At 64.9% G+C, this 16,887-nt stretch carries 16 protein-coding genes; 8 read left to right on the top strand and 8 right to left on the bottom strand.

Annotated elements, in window-relative coordinates:
* The first annotated feature begins 83 nt into the window (after nt 1-83).
* Both PJ259_RS09565 and PJ259_RS09560 read left to right on the top strand, forming a co-directional pair.
* Complete coding sequence (locus PJ259_RS09565) at nt 84-365, top strand: hypothetical protein (RefSeq protein ID WP_271655591.1); 282 nt, start codon at nt 84-86, stop codon at nt 363-365.
* Between the two features lie 74 nt (nt 366-439).
* Nucleotides 440-1,417: a L,D-transpeptidase family protein gene (locus tag PJ259_RS09560; protein WP_059315706.1), complete on the top strand. Its 978-nt coding sequence runs from the start codon at nt 440-442 to the stop codon at nt 1,415-1,417.
* A 123-nt stretch (nt 1,418-1,540) separates the two neighbouring features.
* Here the strand turns inward: PJ259_RS09560 and PJ259_RS09555 are convergent, their stop codons facing one another.
* Nucleotides 1,541-1,792 carry an Lpp/OprI family alanine-zipper lipoprotein gene (locus tag PJ259_RS09555; RefSeq protein ID WP_059315705.1) on the bottom strand — a complete coding sequence of 84 codons (252 nt, stop codon included), beginning with the start codon at nt 1,790-1,792 and terminating at the stop codon, nt 1,541-1,543.
* Between the two features lie 444 nt (nt 1,793-2,236).
* Here PJ259_RS09555 and PJ259_RS09550 point away from each other — a divergent pair, with 444 nt between their 5' ends.
* Entirely contained in the window at nt 2,237-2,518 is a 282-nt protein-coding gene (locus tag PJ259_RS09550) for a GNAT family N-acetyltransferase (protein ID WP_017641917.1), read from the top strand.
* A 58-nt stretch (nt 2,519-2,576) separates the two neighbouring features.
* Here the strand turns inward: PJ259_RS09550 and PJ259_RS09545 are convergent, their stop codons facing one another.
* The gene (locus tag PJ259_RS09545; protein ID WP_059315704.1) at nt 2,577-3,656 is read right to left on the bottom strand and encodes a 3-deoxy-7-phosphoheptulonate synthase; all 1,080 of its coding nucleotides are present in this window, start codon (nt 3,654-3,656) and stop codon (nt 2,577-2,579) included.
* A gap of 165 nt (nt 3,657-3,821) precedes the next feature.
* Here PJ259_RS09545 and PJ259_RS09540 point away from each other — a divergent pair, with 165 nt between their 5' ends.
* The 3 genes from PJ259_RS09540 to cysB all read left to right on the top strand — a co-directional run bounded on the left by PJ259_RS09540 (nt 3,822) and on the right by cysB (nt 5,835).
* The gene (locus PJ259_RS09540) at nt 3,822-4,148 is read left to right on the top strand and encodes a thioredoxin family protein (protein ID WP_059315703.1); all 327 of its coding nucleotides are present in this window, start codon (nt 3,822-3,824) and stop codon (nt 4,146-4,148) included.
* A 116-nt stretch (nt 4,149-4,264) separates the two neighbouring features.
* Nucleotides 4,265-4,747 (top strand): universal stress protein, encoded by a 483-nt coding sequence (locus PJ259_RS09535; protein WP_271655590.1) that lies wholly within the window; start codon nt 4,265-4,267, stop codon nt 4,745-4,747.
* Between the two features lie 113 nt (nt 4,748-4,860).
* The gene (cysB, locus tag PJ259_RS09530) at nt 4,861-5,835 is read left to right on the top strand and encodes an HTH-type transcriptional regulator CysB (RefSeq protein WP_059315701.1); all 975 of its coding nucleotides are present in this window, start codon (nt 4,861-4,863) and stop codon (nt 5,833-5,835) included.
* Nucleotides 5,836-5,951: 116 nt separating this feature from the next.
* Here the strand turns inward: cysB and PJ259_RS09525 are convergent, their stop codons facing one another.
* Nucleotides 5,952-6,875, bottom strand: coding sequence for a LysR family transcriptional regulator (locus PJ259_RS09525; protein ID WP_271655589.1), 924 nt, complete (start codon nt 6,873-6,875; stop codon nt 5,952-5,954).
* Between the two features lie 102 nt (nt 6,876-6,977).
* Here PJ259_RS09525 and araD1 point away from each other — a divergent pair, with 102 nt between their 5' ends.
* Together araD1 and PJ259_RS09515 are read left to right on the top strand one after the other, a co-directional pair.
* Nucleotides 6,978-7,973 (top strand): AraD1 family protein, encoded by a 996-nt coding sequence (gene araD1, locus PJ259_RS09520; protein ID WP_271655588.1) that lies wholly within the window; start codon nt 6,978-6,980, stop codon nt 7,971-7,973.
* Between the two features lie 149 nt (nt 7,974-8,122).
* Entirely contained in the window at nt 8,123-9,700 is a 1,578-nt protein-coding gene (locus PJ259_RS09515) for an aldehyde dehydrogenase (NADP(+)) (protein WP_271655587.1), read from the top strand.
* A gap of 453 nt (nt 9,701-10,153) precedes the next feature.
* Here the strand turns inward: PJ259_RS09515 and PJ259_RS09510 are convergent, their stop codons facing one another.
* The 5 genes from PJ259_RS09510 to PJ259_RS09490 form a co-directional block, all read right to left on the bottom strand.
* Nucleotides 10,154-11,302: an aldose epimerase family protein gene (locus tag PJ259_RS09510; protein WP_271655586.1), complete on the bottom strand. Its 1,149-nt coding sequence runs from the start codon at nt 11,300-11,302 to the stop codon at nt 10,154-10,156.
* 123 nt (nt 11,303-11,425) lie between these two features.
* On the bottom strand, nt 11,426-13,165 hold the full coding sequence (locus PJ259_RS09505) for an IlvD/Edd family dehydratase (protein ID WP_442964877.1): 1,740 nt from the start codon (nt 13,163-13,165) through the stop codon (nt 11,426-11,428).
* A gap of 82 nt (nt 13,166-13,247) precedes the next feature.
* Nucleotides 13,248-14,216 (bottom strand): L-arabinose ABC transporter permease AraH, encoded by a 969-nt coding sequence (araH, locus tag PJ259_RS09500; RefSeq protein ID WP_059315695.1) that lies wholly within the window; start codon nt 14,214-14,216, stop codon nt 13,248-13,250.
* A gap of 44 nt (nt 14,217-14,260) precedes the next feature.
* On the bottom strand, nt 14,261-15,787 hold the full coding sequence (gene araG / locus PJ259_RS09495; protein ID WP_271655585.1) for an L-arabinose ABC transporter ATP-binding protein AraG: 1,527 nt from the start codon (nt 15,785-15,787) through the stop codon (nt 14,261-14,263).
* Nucleotides 15,788-15,846: 59 nt separating this feature from the next.
* Nucleotides 15,847-16,851, bottom strand: a complete 1,005-nt coding sequence (locus tag PJ259_RS09490) for a substrate-binding domain-containing protein (protein ID WP_271655584.1) — start codon at nt 16,849-16,851, stop codon at nt 15,847-15,849.
* Nucleotides 16,852-16,887: the final 36 nt, after the last annotated feature.

Here is a 16,887-nt window from a genome sequence, read left to right as displayed (position 1 = left end):
CCGAAGGGGCTTTCCGCTAAGGTTGCGCGCCCCGCCGGTCCGGCCGATCGACCGCCCGGCGGAACCGCCCCTGGAGTATCCCGATGTCCCGCCTTTCCCGGTCCATGCACGGCTATCAGCTGATCCAGCCCGATGCCCAGCTCGACCTGTTCGCCTGCCGCGAGGGCCGGGTCCATATCGTCGCCCGGCAGCTGGAGCTGGGCTCGCCCACCGACCGGACCCTGTGCGGCACCCTGTTGCCGGCGCGGCCGCGACTGTACCCGCTGGATCGCCGTGGGCTGGCGCTCAAGACCCTTTGCCCGGCCTGCCTGCAGCGGTTGCAAGGTGCCAAACGGGGGCTGCCCAATCCGTTACAGGCTTTTTGAGGCTCTGCCGGACGCGGGGCGAGCCGTGTACAATTCGCGCCGTCACCTTATTGCTCCTTGCAAGGATTCATCCCATGCCCGCGCGCGTTTCGACCCTGGTCGGTTCCCTCTCGCTGTTTGGTCTGTTGAGCGCGGGTACGGCGCAGGCATTGGAGTTGCCGCTGCCGCCACCCGGTGAAGACGTGGTCGGCGAGGTTCAGGTCATCAAGGCCGCCTACGAAGACACCTTCGCCGACCTCGGCCAGAAGTACGACCTGGGCTACACCGAGATGGTGGCGGCCAATCCAGGCGTCGACGCCTGGCTGCCCGGCGCCGGTACCGAGATCGTCCTGCCGACGCGCTTCATCCTGCCGCCCGGGCCGCGCGAAGGCATCGTCATCAACATCGCCGAATACCGCATGTACTACTACCCCAAGGGTGGTCATTCGGTGTTCACCTACCCGCTGGGTATTGGCCGTGATGGCTGGGGCTCGCCGGTCGGGGTGGCCAAGGTGGTGGACAAGATCAAGGATCCGGCCTGGTATCCGCCGGAGTCCATTCGTGCCGAGCATGCCGCCGAAGGCGATCCGCTGCCCAAGGTGGTGCCGCCCGGCCCGGACAATCCCCTGGGCCCCTACAAGATCCGCCTGACCCTGCCAGGCTATCTCATCCACGGCTCGGACAAGAAGTTCGGCATCGGCATGCAGGTCAGCCACGGCTGCTTCCGCATGTACAACTTCAACGTCACCGAACTGGTGAGCATGCTGCCAGTCGGTACCCCGGTGCGGATCATCGACGAGCCCTACAAGTTCGGGGTCAGCCAGGGCAAGCTCTACCTGGAAGCCCATCAACCGGTCAACCTCAAGGGCGATCCGACCGACATCGACCGTCAGGCCGCGGTGGTCAATGCGCTGATCAAGCGTGACGACCTGCTGCAAGCCAACAGCGCGGTAAATTGGGCCACGGTGCGTGACGTGGTGCAGGGCCAGGACGGCCTGCCAGTGGAAATCGCCGATCTGCCCGCCGGCGTGGTTCCCGGTGCGGTGGCCAAGGCGCCCGCCAAGTCGCTGTAAGTCCAACCGGTCGAGCGCGCTCGGCCGGTCCGACAAACAAAAAGCCCGCCATCTGAGATGGCGGGCTTTTTGTTTGCTCCGAGAAAGGCGACTGTTGCCATTCGCCTTTCCAGCCGGGGCGCCTTACTTGCGGCTGGCTTTTTCCAGCATACGCAGGGCGCGCTCGTTGGCTTCGTCAGCGGTCTGCTGAGCTTTCTGAGCGGCGGCCAGAGCCTCGTCAGCGTGACGGTAGGCTTCGTCAGCACGAGCCTGGGCGCGGGCAGCGGCGTCTTCGGTAGCGGTCAGGCGAGCTTCGCTTTCCTTGTTAGCGGTGCTGCAACCAGTGGCCATAGCAGCGGCCAGAGCCAGGGCGGCGAATTTCAGAGCATTGTTCATCGTAAACCCCTTGAGGTAGACATCCTGTTTTAAGATCAATTTTCCAGGTGGAAAATTGCGGCTACATACTACTCATTACCGGTCGTAAGTAAACTGAGCTAAACCCGTTGAAGAAAGATTTTTTGCGGAAATCCTCCTTCGCTCCCCGAGTTCGTCCCAGAATGCGTGCAGCCGGTATCAGCAACTGCTTGGATGGCTGAAAGCCACGAACGTTTCAAAACGTTAGAGGATGAGCGGAAGTTGTCAAGAAGGACGCCGTGGCTGCTCCCGCGTCGAAGGCCCTGATATAGTGCGACATTACGGTGCGACGGCTGGTCAGAACCTGTTTCTTCCGTAGGGGTCTGACGCGCTGTGGCTCAGTCCCGCACAGGAAGAGTGCGTTCTCGTCTTCGGGTATCACCGATAACAATGGATAAGGCGGAGCCAAACCGCCAAGGAGTAGTCATGAACGAGTCCCTGCACGTGGAACACGATGAAGCCAATCATCAGTTCCAGCTTTCCGTCGACGGCCAGCGCGCCTATCTCGCCTATATGGATCTGGGCAAGCAGACGATGGATTTCTATCGCACCTTCGTACCCGATGCCCTGCGTGGGCGCGGCCTGGCGGCGCGGCTGACCGAGCACGCGCTGAACTACGCCGAGAGTCGCGGCTACAGCGTCATTCCCTCCTGCTCCTATGTGGAGCACTACCTGGAGCGACGTGGCCAGGTGACGCCGCTGGCCTGAATGGCCGCTGCATGAAAAACGCCGGGCTGAGCCCGGCGTTTTCGTGTGCGCTGATCCCTCAGTCGCGGGCGCGACGCGGCAGCACATCCTTGAGCTTGCGGTGCATGTCGAGAATGCTCTTTTCGGTCATGGCCCAGTCGATGCAGGCATCGGTCACCGAGACGCCGTATTCCAGCTGCGCCAGGTCCGCCGGGATCGGCTGATTGCCGAAGCCCAGGTGGCTTTCCACCATCAGGCCGACGATGGAGTTGTTGCCCTCGACGATCTGGTTGGCGACGTTGTCCATCACCAGCGGCTGCAGGGCGGCGTCCTTGTTGGAATTGGCATGGCTGCAGTCGACCATGATGTTGGGCTTGACCTTGGCCTTGACCAGCGCCTGCTCGCACAGGGTGACGCTGACCGAATCGTAGTTGGGCTTGCCGTTGCCGCCGCGCAGTACCACGTGGCCATAGGGATTGCCCTTGGTCATCACCACCGAGACCTGGCCGCGCTGGTCGATGCCCAGGAAGCGGTGCGGGCTGGAAACCGACTGCAGGGCGTTGATGGCCACGGTCAGGCTGCCATCGGTGCCGTTCTTGAAACCGACCGCGGAGGAGAGGCCCGAGGCCATTTCGCGGTGGGTCTGGGACTCGGTGGTGCGCGCGCCGATGGCCGACCAGCTGATCAGGTCCTGCAGGTACTGCGGGGAAATGGGGTCGAGCGCCTCGGTGGCAGTGGGCAGGCCCTTTTCCGCCAGGTCCAGCAGCAGCTGACGACCGATGTGCAGGCCGTCCTGGATCTTGAAGGAGTCGTCCAGGTAGGGATCGTTGATCAGGCCCTTCCAGCCCACGGTAGTCCGGGGCTTCTCGAAGTAGACGCGCATGACCAGATAGAGGCTGTCGCTGACCTGGGCGGCCAGTGCCTTGAGCCGCTCGGCGTATTCGTGGGCGGCCTTGATGTCATGGATCGAGCAGGGGCCGATCACCACGAACAGGCGATGGTCCTTGCCGTCGAGGATGTCGCGGATGACCTGGCGGCCCTGGGCGACGGTGTCGGCGGCGAGATCGCTCAGCGGGATCTCCTGCTTGAGCTGCTCGGGCGTGATGAGCGGCTCGTTGGCTTCGATGTTGAGGTCGTTAAGGCGGGGCTGTGCGGCCATGGTGCTACTCGTCGGTCACGGCGCTGCGACAGGACGGGACCCGTGCAGGCAAAATACGGTGGGGAGGGTGGGGCACCTTAACGCGTGTCCCGCCCGGTCACAATGGTTACGACGCTATTGGCGAGCCTGAGGGCGCGCCTTGGCGATGATCGCGGCGAGGAATCGATGGAATTGGACGATGGCACGGCGGATGCCGTCCTGCTGGAGGCGCCCGGGCGCTCTCTGCTGATCTTTACCAGCGTCGGCTGTGCGACCTGCCGGCTGGCCCGCCAGGTACTGCCTGCAGCGGTGCTGCCGGTCGACCGGCTGTACTGGGTCGACGCCGAGCGCAGCGGCGGCCTGGTGCAGCGCTATGGCGTCTTTCATCTGCCGGCGCTGTTCCTGGTCCGTGACGGCGAGTTTCTTGGTCCGGTACAGGCGCCGCTACGCGAGCCGGCCCTGGTGGCAGCGATCCAGGCGGCGGACGGGCGGGAGTCCGAAGAGCTGCCCTGAGCGTCCTGAGCAGGCTCTAAGGCGCGGGTTGCAGCGCAATCGGCGATCCCCTGCTACGCTGGTGAGGCTATCCCGCGTCGTACCGGCCCGATCGGCTGATCTGGCCAGGAGGAATCGTGATCCGCTCCCTGCTTTACGCCACGGACCTGGGCTTGTGTTCGTCCTATGTGTTCCAGCACGCCTTGACGCTCGCCCGCATCCATCAGGCGCGGTTGTATGTCGTCCATGTGGTGGAGCCGCTGGGATTGCTGGCCTCCACCCTGCTGCAGCAGTATCTGGACGGCGAATCCATGGATCGGCTGCGTAACGGCGGACTGGATCTGGTCATGGAGACCATCGAGCAGCAGGTGTTCGAGTCCTTGCGTGAGGACCTGCTGGAAACCCCGGCTACCGTGGGGCTGGTACGGGCCGTCCGGGTGGTGCAGGGCGATCCGCCAGCGGTGATCCTCAAGCAGGCCCAGGACTTCGCTGCGGATCTGCTGGTGATCGGCAGCCGCAGCCAGGGCGATGCCCAGGTAGCGCCGCTGGGCCGTACCGCCAGTCGCCTCCTGCAGACGGCCCATATCCCCGTCTATCTGGTGCCCTTGCGCCAAGGCTGATCCGTAAGCGTCAGCGCGTGCCCTTCTGCGACTTAATTCGATTTCGGTCTAGAAAAAGCTTAAGGGCTGCTTTAAAGTTATATGCTTGCGCATGGGGTCAGCGAGGAGCCGGCATGAAGCTGCAACAGTTGAGATATATCTGGGAAGTCGCCCATCACGACCTGAACGTATCCGCCACTGCCCAGAGCCTCTATACGTCGCAGCCTGGCATCAGCAAGCAGATCCGCCTGCTCGAAGACGAACTGGGGGTCGAGGTCTTTGCCCGTAGTGGCAAGCATCTGACCCGCGTGACCCCCGCCGGCGAGCGGATCATCCAGACCGCTGGCGAGATCCTGCGCAAGTGCGAAAGCATCAAGCAGATCGCCCAGGAGTTCTCCAACGAGCGCAAGGGCACCCTGTCCATCGCCACCACCCACACCCAGGCGCGCTATGCGCTGCCGGATGTGATCAGCGAATTCATCAAGCAATACCCCGATGTGGCGCTGCACATGCACCAGGGCTCGCCGACCCAGATCGCCGAGATGGCCGCCGACGGCACCGTCGACTTCGCCATCGCCACCGAGGGCCTGGAGCGCTTCAACGACCTGGTGATGATGCCCTGCTATCGCTGGAACCGGTGCGTCATCGTTCCGCAGAATCATCCGCTGGCCAAGGTCGAGAATCTGACCCTGGAGCAGCTGGCGGACCAGCCACTGGTGACCTACGTCTTCGGCTTCACCGGGCGCTCCAAGCTCGACGAGGCCTTTGCCCGCCAAGGCCTGGAGCCCAACGTGGTGCTGACCGCGGCGGACGCCGACGTCATCAAGACCTATGTACGCCTTGGCCTGGGCGTGGGCATCGTGGCCGACATGGCGGTGGATCACAAAGCCGATGCCGACCTGGTCTGCCTGGACGCCAGCCACCTCTTCGAAGCCAGCGTGACCAAGATCGGCCTGCGCCGCGGCACCTTCCTGCGCGGCTTCATGTGCGACTTCATCGGTCGCTTCGCGCCGCACCTGACCCGGGACGTCCTCACCGAGGCCATGCAGACGCCGACCCGCCAGGAGCTGGAGACGCTGTTCCATGGGGTGACGTTGCCGACGTATTGAGGTTGGCTGCGGACCGTCGTAGGTTGGGTTGAGCGCAGCGAAGCCCAACAGGCTCTGCCTGGGAACGCGGTAATGTTGGGCTTCGACGATGGAGCCGTCTCAGCCCAACCTACGATCTACCCTTCAAGCCGCCACTGCTCCAACAGCAGCTGCGCCGCCGCTGACAGCCCCGCGCCCTGGCGCACCAGGATCGAATAGGGTTCGTTGCGCGTGCGCTGGACGACCGGCAGGCGACGCAGCAGGCCATGGCGTTCGCTGAACTGAGCGATGTCGCTGGGCAGCATGGCCACCTGGTTGGGGTCTTCCTGAAGCAGGCCGAGCAGGGTGAAGGTCGAGGCGGTTTCCACGGGATAACGGGGAAACTCCAGCTCCGCAGCGCGAAACTCCCGTTCCAGGGTCAGCCGCATCGGCAGGTTGGCCGGGTAGACGATCCAGCGGCTGTCGACCAGCTCGGCCAGGCCTAGCTCTGTTGCCTCGGCCAGCGGATGGCGGGGATGGCAGACGATCTCCAGGCGCTCCTCGCGCACCTCCAGGCAGTCGTAGGCATCCGGGCGGCGGCTGACGCTGCTGCGGCAGATCGCCACCTCGATGCGCCCGGCGTCGAGCAGATCGAGCAGACGCACACTGGTGTCCTCGATGATCTCGATCCCGAGCTGTGGCTGCGCTGCGCCCAGACGGGATACCGCTGCGATCAGCCGGGGCACCGCGCCCATGATCACGCCCACCGCCAGGCGGCCGCCTTCACCCTGCAGGATGCCGAGCATCTCCTCGCGTAGATGAGCCAGGTCGCTCTCGATCAGCCGCGCATAGCGGATTACACAGCGGCCCAAGTCATTCGGTTGCAGGCCCTGGTGGGTGCGCAGGAAGAGGGTGGCGCCCAGGGTACTTTCAATCTCGTGCAGCGCCTTGGTGGCGCCGGGCTGGGAAATGGCGATACGTTCGGCGGCCTTGTGCAGCGAGCCTTCCTCGTCGAGGGCGATCAGCAGGCGCAGCTGGCGCAGGCGCAGGCGGGAAGCGATGGAGCCCAGGGATGGCAGCATGGGAATAACCGTTGGTTATCACGGGATAGGGAGCTCTCATTAGGCAGGCCCTGTAGCGCCTAGTAAAGTCTCTTTCAGGCGATAACCAACAAGGAGAATGCCATGCACCTGATTCAGTTCGAAGACCAACAGGGCCAGCGCCGCGTCGGCGTGGTCGAGCGCGGCGAAGTCCAGCAGGTCCGCGGCGCCACCAGCACCCGGACCCTGGCGCTGGAAGCCATCCGCGCCGGCGTTTCGCTGGAGTCTCAGGTGCAGGCCCTGGGCCTGGAGCCCGGACCGGCCTATGCCGATCTGCTCGACGCCGGCTGCCTGTTGCCGCCGCTGGACCATGAGGATCCGGCGCACTGCCTGGTCACCGGGACCGGCCTGACCCACCTGGGCAGCGCCGCGACCCGCGACAAGATGCACCAGCAGAATAGCCAGGAGGAGGCCAAGCTGACCGACTCCATGCGCATGTTCAAATGGGGTGTGGAGGGCGGTCGGCCCGCCGCTGGGACCGCCGGGGCCCAGCCGGAGTGGTTCTACAAGGGCGACGGCGGCATCCTGGTTCGTCCCGGTGCCGACATTCCGCTGCCGGAGTTCGCCGAGGATGCCGGCGAAGAGCCCGAGTTGACTGGCCTCTATGTGATTGGCGATGACGGCAAGCCCTATCGCCTAGGTTACGCGGTAGGCAATGAATTCTCCGACCACGTGATGGAACGCAAGAACTATCTCTACCTGGCTCATTCCAAACTACGCTACTGCAGCTTTGGGCCAGCCCTACGCACGGGTGAGCTGCCGCGTCATCTGGCCGGAACGAGCCGTATCCGTCGTGGCGACCAGGTGCTGTGGGAGAAGGAGTTTCTCTCCGGCGAGGACAACATGTGCCATAGCCTGGAGAACCTGGAATATCACCATTTCAAGTACGCGCAGTTCCTGCGCCCGGGCGATGTCCATATCCATTTCTTCGGCACGGCGACCCTGTCCTTCGCCGATGGCGTCCGCGTCGAACCGGGCGATAGATTCGAGATCGCGGTGCCCGAATTCGGCGAGCCGCTGAGCAATGGCGTCAAGGCGCATGCGGCTGCCTTCCAGCCAGGGCAGGTCCAGCAACTCTGATAGTTGTATGATGACTGCTGACTATGCGAATGCTAGAGTGGGTATCGCACAGGCTGGTCCGGACGCTCAGATGCTGAGCGTGCCACCCTTTCGAAGACCCCCAGGCGGGCGGTCTTCCCTGAACCCCTAGGTATAAGGAGTCGAGAACAATGCAGATCCAAGGCAAAAACTACATCGGTGGCGCTCGCAGCGGCGAGGGCGAGGTGCGGGTCTACAGCATCGACGCCAGCACCGGCGAAAAACTGCCCTACGAATTCTTCCAGGCGTCCACGGCCGAGGTCGATGCCGCCGCCCGTGCCGCCGAGCAGGCCGCACCCCTGTACCGCAAGCTGAGCGCCGAGAAGCGCGCGGCCTTCCTCGACGCCATCGCCGACGAACTGGATGCCCTGGGCGATGATTTCGTCCAGCTGGTCTGCCAGGAAACCGCGCTGCCGGCTGGCCGTATCCAGGGCGAGCGTGGCCGTACCAGCGGCCAGATGCGCCTGTTCGCCAAGGTGCTGCGTCGTGGTGACTTCCACGGGGCCCGTATCGACACCGCCTTGCCCGACCGCAAGCCGCTGCCGCGTCCCGATCTGCGTCAGTACCGCATCGGTCTGGGTCCGGTGGCCGTCTTCGGCGCCAGCAACTTCCCGCTGGCTTTCTCCACTGCCGGTGGCGACACCGCTGCGGCCCTGGCCGCCGGTTGCCCGGTAGTGTTCAAGGCTCACAGTGGCCACATGGTGACCGCCGAGCACGTCGCTGACGCGGTGATCCGCGCCGCCGAGAAGACCGGCATGCCCAAGGGCGTGTTCAACATGATCTACGGCGGTGGCGTGGGCGAGCAGCTGGTCAAGCATCCGGCCATCCAGGCCGTGGGCTTCACCGGTTCCCTGCGTGGTGGTCGTGCCCTGTGCGACATGGCCGCGGCGCGTCCGCAGCCCATCCCGGTCTTTGCCGAGATGTCCAGCATCAACCCGGTGGTCGTGCTGCCCGAGGCGCTCAAGGCCCGCGGTGATGCCATCGCCACCGAACTCAGTGCCTCGGTGGTGCTGGGTTGCGGTCAGTTCTGCACCAATCCGGGCCTGGTCATCGGTGTGCGTTCGCCTGAATTCAGCGCCTTCCTGGAGCGTCTGGCCGGTGCGATGAACGAGCAGGCGCCCCAGACCATGCTCAACCCGGGCACCCTGAAGAGCTACGAGAAAGGCGTCGCGGCGCTGTTGGCCCATTCCGGCGTAGAGCATCTGGCTGGTGCCAGCCAGGAAGGCAACCAGGCCCGTCCGCAGCTGTTCAAGGCTGACGTCAGCCTGTTGCTGGAAAGCGATGAGCTACTGCAGGAAGAAGTCTTCGGCCCCACCACCGTGGTGGTCGAGGTGGCCGACGAAACGCAGCTGCAGCAGGCGCTGCAAGGCCTGCACGGTCAGCTGACCGCGACCCTGCTGGCCGAGCCGGCCGATCTGCAGCGCTTCGAGGCCATCATCGGCCTGCTGGAGCAGAAAGCCGGTCGCCTGCTGCTCAACGGCTATCCCACTGGCGTGGAAGTCTGCGACGCCATGGTCCACGGCGGTCCCTACCCGGCGACCTCCGACGCCCGCGGCACCTCCGTGGGTACCCTGGCCATCGATCGCTTCCTGCGCCCGGTGTGCTACCAGAACTACCCGGACGCCTTCCTGCCGGAAGCCCTGCAGAACGCCAACCCACTGGGCATCCAGCGCCTGGTGAACGGCGAGAACACCAAGGACGCGATCTGATCGCAAGGCCTTGAGTAGGTAGAGAACCCGGCGTCGAGAGACGCCGGGTTTTTTATTGGGCGGCGGAAAGGGGAGGTGACAAAACAGTGGAAAAGGCTGTGCCGTTTTCCACGCTACGGGGTGGTTGGGTGTGGGGTGGTGGAGGGCGGTGCAAGTGGAAAAGGCTGCGCCGTTTTCCATGCTACGGGGCGGTTGGGTGTGGGGCGGTGGAGGCGGTGCAAGTGGAAAAGGCTGCGCCGTTTTCCACGCTACGGGGTGGTTGGGTGTGGGGTGGTGGAGGGCGGTGCAAGTGGAAAGGCTTCCGTTTTCCACGCGACGGAGCACGAGGCTACGGGTAGCGCCGGGGCGGCCCCCTCTCCCTCTGGGAGAGGGCTGGGGTGAGGGGGTCACGACACGGCACCGAAACGCAAAAGGCCGCTCGTGAGAGCGGCCTTTCTTGCACCCGAGGCAGCCTTACTTGGTGGCGAACTTGAAGATCGTCGTCTGGGTGTAGGTCTGGCCGGGGTCCAGGCGGGTGGTGGGGAAGTCGGGCTGGTTGGGCGCGTCTGGATAGTGCTGGGTTTCCAGGGTGAAGGCGCCCCAATGGCCGTAGGTCTTGCCGGCCTTGCCCTTGATGTTCCCCTCCAGGAAGTTGCCGGTATAGAACTGCACGCCCGGTTCGGTGGTGTAGAGGGTCAGGGTGCGGCCGGAGCCTGGATCGGTCACCACGGCGGCGGCCTTCTGCAGATCGCCACCGGTGTTGAGCACCCAGTTGAAGTCATAGCCACCCTGCTTGGGTTCGGCGTATTTCAGTTGCTGGTTGTTGTCGGCGATGTGCTTGCCGATGGCGGTCGGCTTGCGGAAGTCCATCGGCGTGCCGGCCACCGGTGGCAGTTCGCCGGTGGGGATCAGCTTGGCGGTGACCGGGGTGTAGGTATCGGCGTTGAGCATCGCCACCTGCTTGAGCACGGTGCCACTGCCGGCGCCGGCCAGGTTGAAGTAGCTGTGGTTGGTCAGGTTGAGCACCGTCGGCTTGTCGGTGGTCGCGCGATATTTGAGGGTCAGCTGGTTGTGCTCGTCCAGCTGATAGGTCACCTGGGTGGTGAGGGTGCCGGGAAAGCCCATCTCGCCATCGGGGGAGACATAGCTCAGGGTCACGCCGACCCAGCCGTCACCCTTGGCCGGCTCGGCCTTCCATACCTTGGTATTGAAGCCCTGGGGGCCGCCGTGCAGGGCGTTGGTCTTGTCGTTCTGGGGGATCTGGTAGCTCTTGCCGTCGAGACTGAAACGGCCCTCGGCGATGCGGTTGCCGAAGCGGCCGATGGTGGCGCCAAAGAACACGGTGGGGTTGTCGAGATAGCCCTGGACGTCATCGAAACCCAGCACCACGTCTTCGCTATGGCCCTTGCGGTCGGGCACCTTGAGCGCCTGCAATACGCCACCGTAGGTGATGACGGTGGCCTGCATGCCGTGGCTGTTGCTGAGGACGAACTTCTCGATGGGCGTGCCGTCGGGCAGCTTGCCAAAGCTCGACTGCTGGCTGGTGAGGCCGGCCGCCTGGGCGGTGAGGGTACTGATCATGAGTGACAGTCCAAGTCCGGTAAGGGCTAACGTGCGTTTCATCTCGACCACCTTTTCGGTTTGTTGTTGTGCAAGAGTGGGGCAGAGGGCCCCGAGTTCCGGAAAGAGAGGCTGCGCCAGCCCCTCACCCCGACCCTCTCCCGGTGGGAGAGGGGGTAGAGCCGGTCAATGGGAGTGGCGGGGCACTTCGGAACCGCGGCAGCCGACCAGGAAGTCGAAGTCGCAGCCTTCGTCGGCCTGCAGCACGTGGTTGACGTAGAGGCGCCGGTAGCCGCCGGCCAGCAGCTGGTCCGCCGGCGGTTGCCAGTCGGCCAGGCGCGCGGCCAGTTCCGCGTCCGGGATGTCCAGGTGCAGGCGGCCGGAGGCGCAGTCCAGCTCGATCATGTCGCCTTCGCGGACCACCGCCAGCGGACCGCCGGCCGAGGCCTCTGGCGCCACGTGCAGCACCACGGTGCCGTAGGCGGTGCCGCTCATGCGGGCATCGGAGATGCGCACCATGTCGGTGATGCCCTTGGCCAGCAACTTGGGCGGCAGGCCCATGTTGCCCACCTCGGCCATGCCCGGGTACCCCTTGGGTCCGCAGTTCTTCAGCACCATCACGCAGGTCTCGTCGATATCCAGGTCCGGATCGACGATGCGCGCCTTGTAGTCTTCCAGGTTCTCGAACACCACGGCGCGACCGCGGTGCTGCATCAGCTCCGGAGTGGCGGCCGACGGCTTGAGTACCGCGCCCTTGGGCGCCAGGTTGCCACGCAGCACGCAGATGCCGCCGTCGGCGCGCAGGGGGTTGTCCAGGGCGCGGATGACCTCGTCGTCACCGTAGATGGGCGCCTCGGCGCAGTTGGCCCAGATGCTCTTGCCGTTGGCGGTCAGGGCCTCGGGGTGGGGCAGCAGGTTGGCTTCGCCCATGCGGCGGATCACTGCCGGCAGACCGCCAGAGTAGTAGAACTCCTCCATCAGGAAGCGGCCGGAGGGCTGCAGGTCGACGATGGTGGGGGTGCCGCGGCCGACGCGGGTCCAGTCGTCCAGCTCCAGGTCCACGCCGATGCGGCCGGCGATGGCCTTGAGGTGGATCACCGCGTTGGTGGAACCGCCAATGGCGGCATTGACGCGGATGGCGTTCTCGAAGGCTTCCTTGGTGAGGATCTTCGACAGCCGCAGATCCTCCGCCACCATGTCGACGATGCGCATGCCGGAGAGGTGCGCCAGCACGTAGCGACGCGAATCCACTGCCGGGATCGCGGCATTGTGCGGCAGCGAGGTACCCAGGGCTTCGGCCATGCAGGCCATGGTGGAGGCGGTGCCCATGGTGTTGCAGGTGCCGGCCGAGCGGGACATCCCGGCTTCGGCGGAGAGGAATTCGTTGAGGTCGATCGTCCCGGCCTTATAGGCTTCGTGCAATTGCCAGACGATGGTGCCGGCGCCGATGTCGCGGCCCTGGTGCTTGCCGTTGAGCATGGGGCCGCCGGTGACGACGATGGCCGGCACATCGCAGCTGGCCGCGCCCATCAACAGCGCCGGCGTGGTCTTGTCGCAGCCGGTGAGCAGCACCACGGCGTCCACCGGATTGCCGCGGATGGCTTCTTCGACGTCCATGCTGGCCAGGTTGCGGGTCAGCATGGCGGTCGGTCTGAGGTTGGACTCGCCATTGGAAAACACCGGGAATTCCACCGGAAAACCACCGGCTTCATAGATGCCGCGCTTGACGTGCTCGGCGATCTTGCGGAAGTGGGCGTTGCAGGGGGTCAGCTCGGACCAGGTGTTGCAGATGCCGATGACGGGCTTGCCCTGGAATTCGTGGTCCGGGATGCCCTGGTTCTTCATCCAGCTCCGGTACATGAAGCCGTTCTTGTCGTTGCTGCCAAACCACTGGGCGGAGCGGAGCGGGCGTTTGGGCGTGGTCATGATGGTGTCCTCGGGCATTTCACGGGCAAAGCGGTCCCCGGCACGGCGCCCGTGGCGCCGCGGGGGAGGGCAGAGTCTGGGTTTAGCGCTGCTTGAAGCGGTCGATGACCACCGCCAGCAGCAGGATGGTTCCGCGGATGACGTACTGATAGAAGGTGTCGATGTTCTTCAGGTTCATGGCGTTCTCGATGATCGCCAGGATCAGCACCCCGGCGATCACGTGGCGGATCATGCCGATGCCGCCGGCCAGGGAGACCCCGCCCAGCACGCAGGCGGAGATCACCGTGAGTTCGAAGCCCTGGCCGATCATCGGCTGGCCGGAGGTCATGCGCGAGGCCAGCACCACGCCGGCCAGGGCACCGATCACCCCGTGCATGGCGAAGATGATGATCTTGGTGCGGTCGACGTGAACACCGGCCAACAGCGCGGCTTCCTCGTTGCCGCCGATGGCCATGGTGTTGCGGCCGAAGGTGGTGTAGTTGAGCAGCCAGCCAAAGAACAGGATGCACAGCAGGGTGATGACGATGGGGACCGGCAGCCCGAACAGCTGGCCGTTACCGAACACGAAGAACTGCTCCTGGGAGACGCCGACGGCCTTGCCATCGGAAAAGATGTAGCCCAGGCCGCGCACGATCTGCATGGTCGCCAAGGTCGTGATCAGGGCGTTGATCTTGAGCTTGGCGATCACCAGTCCGTTGATCAGGCCCACCACCAGGCCCATGGCCAGGGCGGCGGCGACGCCGAGGAAGACGCTGTCGAAGTCGCGCATCACCACAGCCGCGACCACGCCGGCGCAGGCGATTACCGAGCCTACCGAGAGGTCGAAGTGGCCAGAGGCCAGGCAGAACAGCATGGTGCAGGCGGCGATGCCCACGGTGGAGATCGCCAGGCCCAGGCCGCGCATGTTCAGCGGCGAGAGGAAGTTCTGCACGAACAGCGCGCAGAGGGCGAAGATGACCAGCGCGGCCAGCATCATGGCCCAGTCGTCGAGGAAGCGACGCATGTCGAAGCCGCGGCGCGGCGGGGTCAGGCTGTGGGGTTGGGCGGACATGGATAGGACCTCTTTATTGTTATCTCGACCAGCAAGGCGCGCCCTCAGGCGCGGGTACGGGGCAGGGCGAGCTGCAGCAGCCGCTCGTCGTTGAAATCGGCGCGCGCCACCTCGCCGGTGATGGCGCCTTCGCTCATCACCAGGATGCGGTCGGCCACGCCCATGACTTCCATCAGGTCGCTCGAGACCACCACCACGGCGATGCCGCGCGCGGCGAGGTCGTGGATGATGGCGTAGATCTCCGACTTGGCACCCACGTCGATGCCACGGGTGGGCTCATCGAGCAGCAGCACCTGCATGGGCATCGACAGCCAGCGTCCGAGGATGGCCTTCTGCTGATTGCCACCGGAGAGATTCTTGATCCTCTGCCCGGCGTGCGGGGTCTTCACGTTGAGGGCGCGAATCTGCTTTTCCGCGTTGGCCTTTTCCCAGCGACCCTGGATCAGGCAGCCGAGGCTGGCGTGGTGAGCGCGGGCGCTGATGTTGATGTTCTCGGCCACGCTGGCCAGGGGCACGATGCCTTCCTTCTTGCGATCTTCCGGGCAGAGCAGGATGCCAGCGGCGATGGCGTCGCGCGGGGACCTCAGATTGACCGGCGCACCCTTGAGGCTCAGGCTGCCAGCCTTGTGCTTTTCCAGACCGGCCAGCAGGCGCAGAAGCTCGGTGCGGCCAGCGCCGACCAGGCCGAACAGGCCAAGAATCTCGCCCTGGCAGACCTCGAAGCCCACCGGCTGCTGCAGGCCCTGGCCGAGCAGGCCCTCGACCTTGAGGCAGCCGCCACCGATCTCGCGCGGCCGGTAGTCGTAGATGTCGGCGAGATCACGGCCGACCATCAGGGTGATGAGCTGGTCAGGGGTGATGTCGGCCAGGCGTTCGACGGTACGCACGTGGCGGCCGTCCTTGAACACCGTTACCGCGTCGCAGATGCGGAAGACCTCTTCCATGCGATGGGAGACATAGAGCACCACCCGACCTTCGTCGCGAAGGCGGGCGATGATGGTCATCAGGCGGTCGGTCTCGCGGGCGGACAGGGAGCTGGTGGGCTCGTCGAAGGCGATGACGCGAGCGCCACGGGAGAGTGCCTTGGCGATCTCCACCAGCTGGCGCTGACCGAGCGACAGGCGCCCGACCTTGGTGTTGGGGTCGATCTCTTCGGCCAGGCCCTTGAGCAGCTCCAGCGCCTGATGGCGCAGGTGGCCGCGATTGACGATGCCGTAGCGTGCCGGCAGGTGCCCGAGAAAGAGATTCTCGGCGACGGTCATCTCCGGCACCAGCTGCAGTTCCTGCTGGATCACCGCGACGCCGGCGCGGATGGCTTCGGCGGTGCTCTTGAACACCAGCTCCTGGCCGTCGACGTTGAGGTGACCGGTGGTGGGAGCGTGGTAGCCGCTGAGGATCTTCAGCAGGGTCGACTTGCCCGCGCCGTTCTCGCCCATGAGGGCATGCACCGAACCGGGACGTACGTTGAAGGAGATGTCGGCGAGCGCCTTTACGCCAGGAAAGGTCTTGCCGATGCCGACGAAACCGAGGCTGTCGGCGCTCTGGGCGGTAGTGTGTTCCAGGGCTGCCATGGAGCACTCCTGTCAGACGAAAGAGGAGGGCGGCGCCAGGACCGGCGCCGCCGGGGTCATCACTTCCAGAGGCCGATCTTTTCCAGCTCTTGCTGGAAATTGGCGCGGGTGATGAGGGTGACCTTGTCCATCGCGGTGTACTTGGGCGGCTCCTTACCGGTAGTCACCCACTCGTACATCATGCTGGCGGTCTGGTAGCCCTCTTCGTGGGGGCTGGGCAGCATGGAGCCGAAGAAGCCACTGTTGGCTTTCTTCAGTTCGCCGATGGCGTCGGTGCCGTTGATGCCGATGCCGATCACCTGCTCGGCCTTGAAGCCGGCGCTTTCGGTGGCGCGGACGCCGCCCAGCACGGTGTTGTCGTTCATGCCACCGATGATCAGGTGCTTGGCGTTCGAGGGCAGCTTGACCAGGGCCGAAGTGGTGGAGTCCATGCTGCCGGGCACGTCCAGGGTCTTCTGCGGGGCGAAGATGATGTGGTCGGTGGGCAGGCCGGCCTTCTTCAGGGCTTCCACCGAACCGTCGGTGCGCTTCTTGCCGGTATCCAGCTCGTTGTAGGTGTTGATCACCGCATAGGTGTCATCCCACTTCCAGCCACGCTTCTCGGCTTCGGCCGCCATGGCCGCGCCCTGCTGCTGACCGACCTCGAAGGCGGCCATGCCCAGGTAGGGCACGTCTTCCATGAACTTGCCCTTGGCGTCGACGAAACGGTCGTCCACGGCCATCACCTTGAGGTCGTTGAGCTTGGCCTTGGCCACGATGGCCGGGCCGAGGGCCACGTCGGGCGGGCAGATCACGAAGCCCTTGGCGCCGTTGGCGGCCAGGCTGTCGATGGCGGCGAGGGTCTTCTCGCCATCCGGTACGGCGATCTTGAGCAGGGTGAAGCCCTTGTCCTTGGCGGCTTTTTCAGCGAAGGCCCATTCGGTCTGGAACCAGGGTTCTTCGGGCTGCTTGACCAGGAAGCCGATCTTGACCGGATCGGCGGCGAAGGCGGAAAGGGACAGACTGACAGCGCCAGCGGCGAGGGCGGCACGCAGCAGAGAACGAACTCCCGGAACACGGAACATAGCTGGAACTCCTTGTTTTTATTGGTGTGGCCAGGC

It is taken from the genome of Pseudomonas sp. JBR1 (assembly GCF_028198185.1).
GTDB lineage: Bacteria > Pseudomonadota > Gammaproteobacteria > Pseudomonadales > Pseudomonadaceae > Chryseomonas > Chryseomonas oryzihabitans_E.
This window is presented reverse-complemented; position numbering and strand designations above follow the sequence as displayed.

Excerpts from the sequence above, each read along its gene's own strand:
- cysB (WP_059315701.1), top strand. The coding sequence starts at position 4,861 with ATGAAGCTGCAACAGTTGAGATATATCTGGGAAGTCGCCCATCACGAC.
- PJ259_RS09555 (WP_059315705.1), bottom strand. The coding sequence starts at position 1,792 with ATGAACAATGCTCTGAAATTCGCCGCCCTGGCTCTGGCCGCTGCTATG.
- PJ259_RS09525 (WP_271655589.1), bottom strand. The coding sequence starts at position 6,875 with ATGCTGCCATCCCTGGGCTCCATCGCTTCCCGCCTGCGCCTGCGCCAG.
- araD1 (WP_271655588.1), top strand. The coding sequence starts at position 6,978 with ATGCACCTGATTCAGTTCGAAGACCAACAGGGCCAGCGCCGCGTCGGC.
- araG (WP_271655585.1), bottom strand. The coding sequence starts at position 15,787 with ATGGCAGCCCTGGAACACACTACCGCCCAGAGCGCCGACAGCCTCGGT.
- PJ259_RS09510 (WP_271655586.1), bottom strand. The coding sequence starts at position 11,302 with ATGAAACGCACGTTAGCCCTTACCGGACTTGGACTGTCACTCATGATC.
- PJ259_RS09490 (WP_271655584.1), bottom strand. The coding sequence starts at position 16,851 with ATGTTCCGTGTTCCGGGAGTTCGTTCTCTGCTGCGTGCCGCCCTCGCC.
- PJ259_RS09560 (WP_059315706.1), top strand. The coding sequence starts at position 440 with ATGCCCGCGCGCGTTTCGACCCTGGTCGGTTCCCTCTCGCTGTTTGGT.
- araH (WP_059315695.1), bottom strand. The coding sequence starts at position 14,216 with ATGTCCGCCCAACCCCACAGCCTGACCCCGCCGCGCCGCGGCTTCGAC.
- PJ259_RS09540 (WP_059315703.1), top strand. The coding sequence starts at position 3,822 with ATGGAATTGGACGATGGCACGGCGGATGCCGTCCTGCTGGAGGCGCCC.
- PJ259_RS09515 (WP_271655587.1), top strand. The coding sequence starts at position 8,123 with ATGCAGATCCAAGGCAAAAACTACATCGGTGGCGCTCGCAGCGGCGAG.
- PJ259_RS09505 (WP_442964877.1), bottom strand. The coding sequence starts at position 13,165 with ATGACCACGCCCAAACGCCCGCTCCGCTCCGCCCAGTGGTTTGGCAGC.
- PJ259_RS09565 (WP_271655591.1), top strand. The coding sequence starts at position 84 with ATGTCCCGCCTTTCCCGGTCCATGCACGGCTATCAGCTGATCCAGCCC.
- PJ259_RS09545 (WP_059315704.1), bottom strand. The coding sequence starts at position 3,656 with ATGGCCGCACAGCCCCGCCTTAACGACCTCAACATCGAAGCCAACGAG.
- PJ259_RS09550 (WP_017641917.1), top strand. The coding sequence starts at position 2,237 with ATGAACGAGTCCCTGCACGTGGAACACGATGAAGCCAATCATCAGTTC.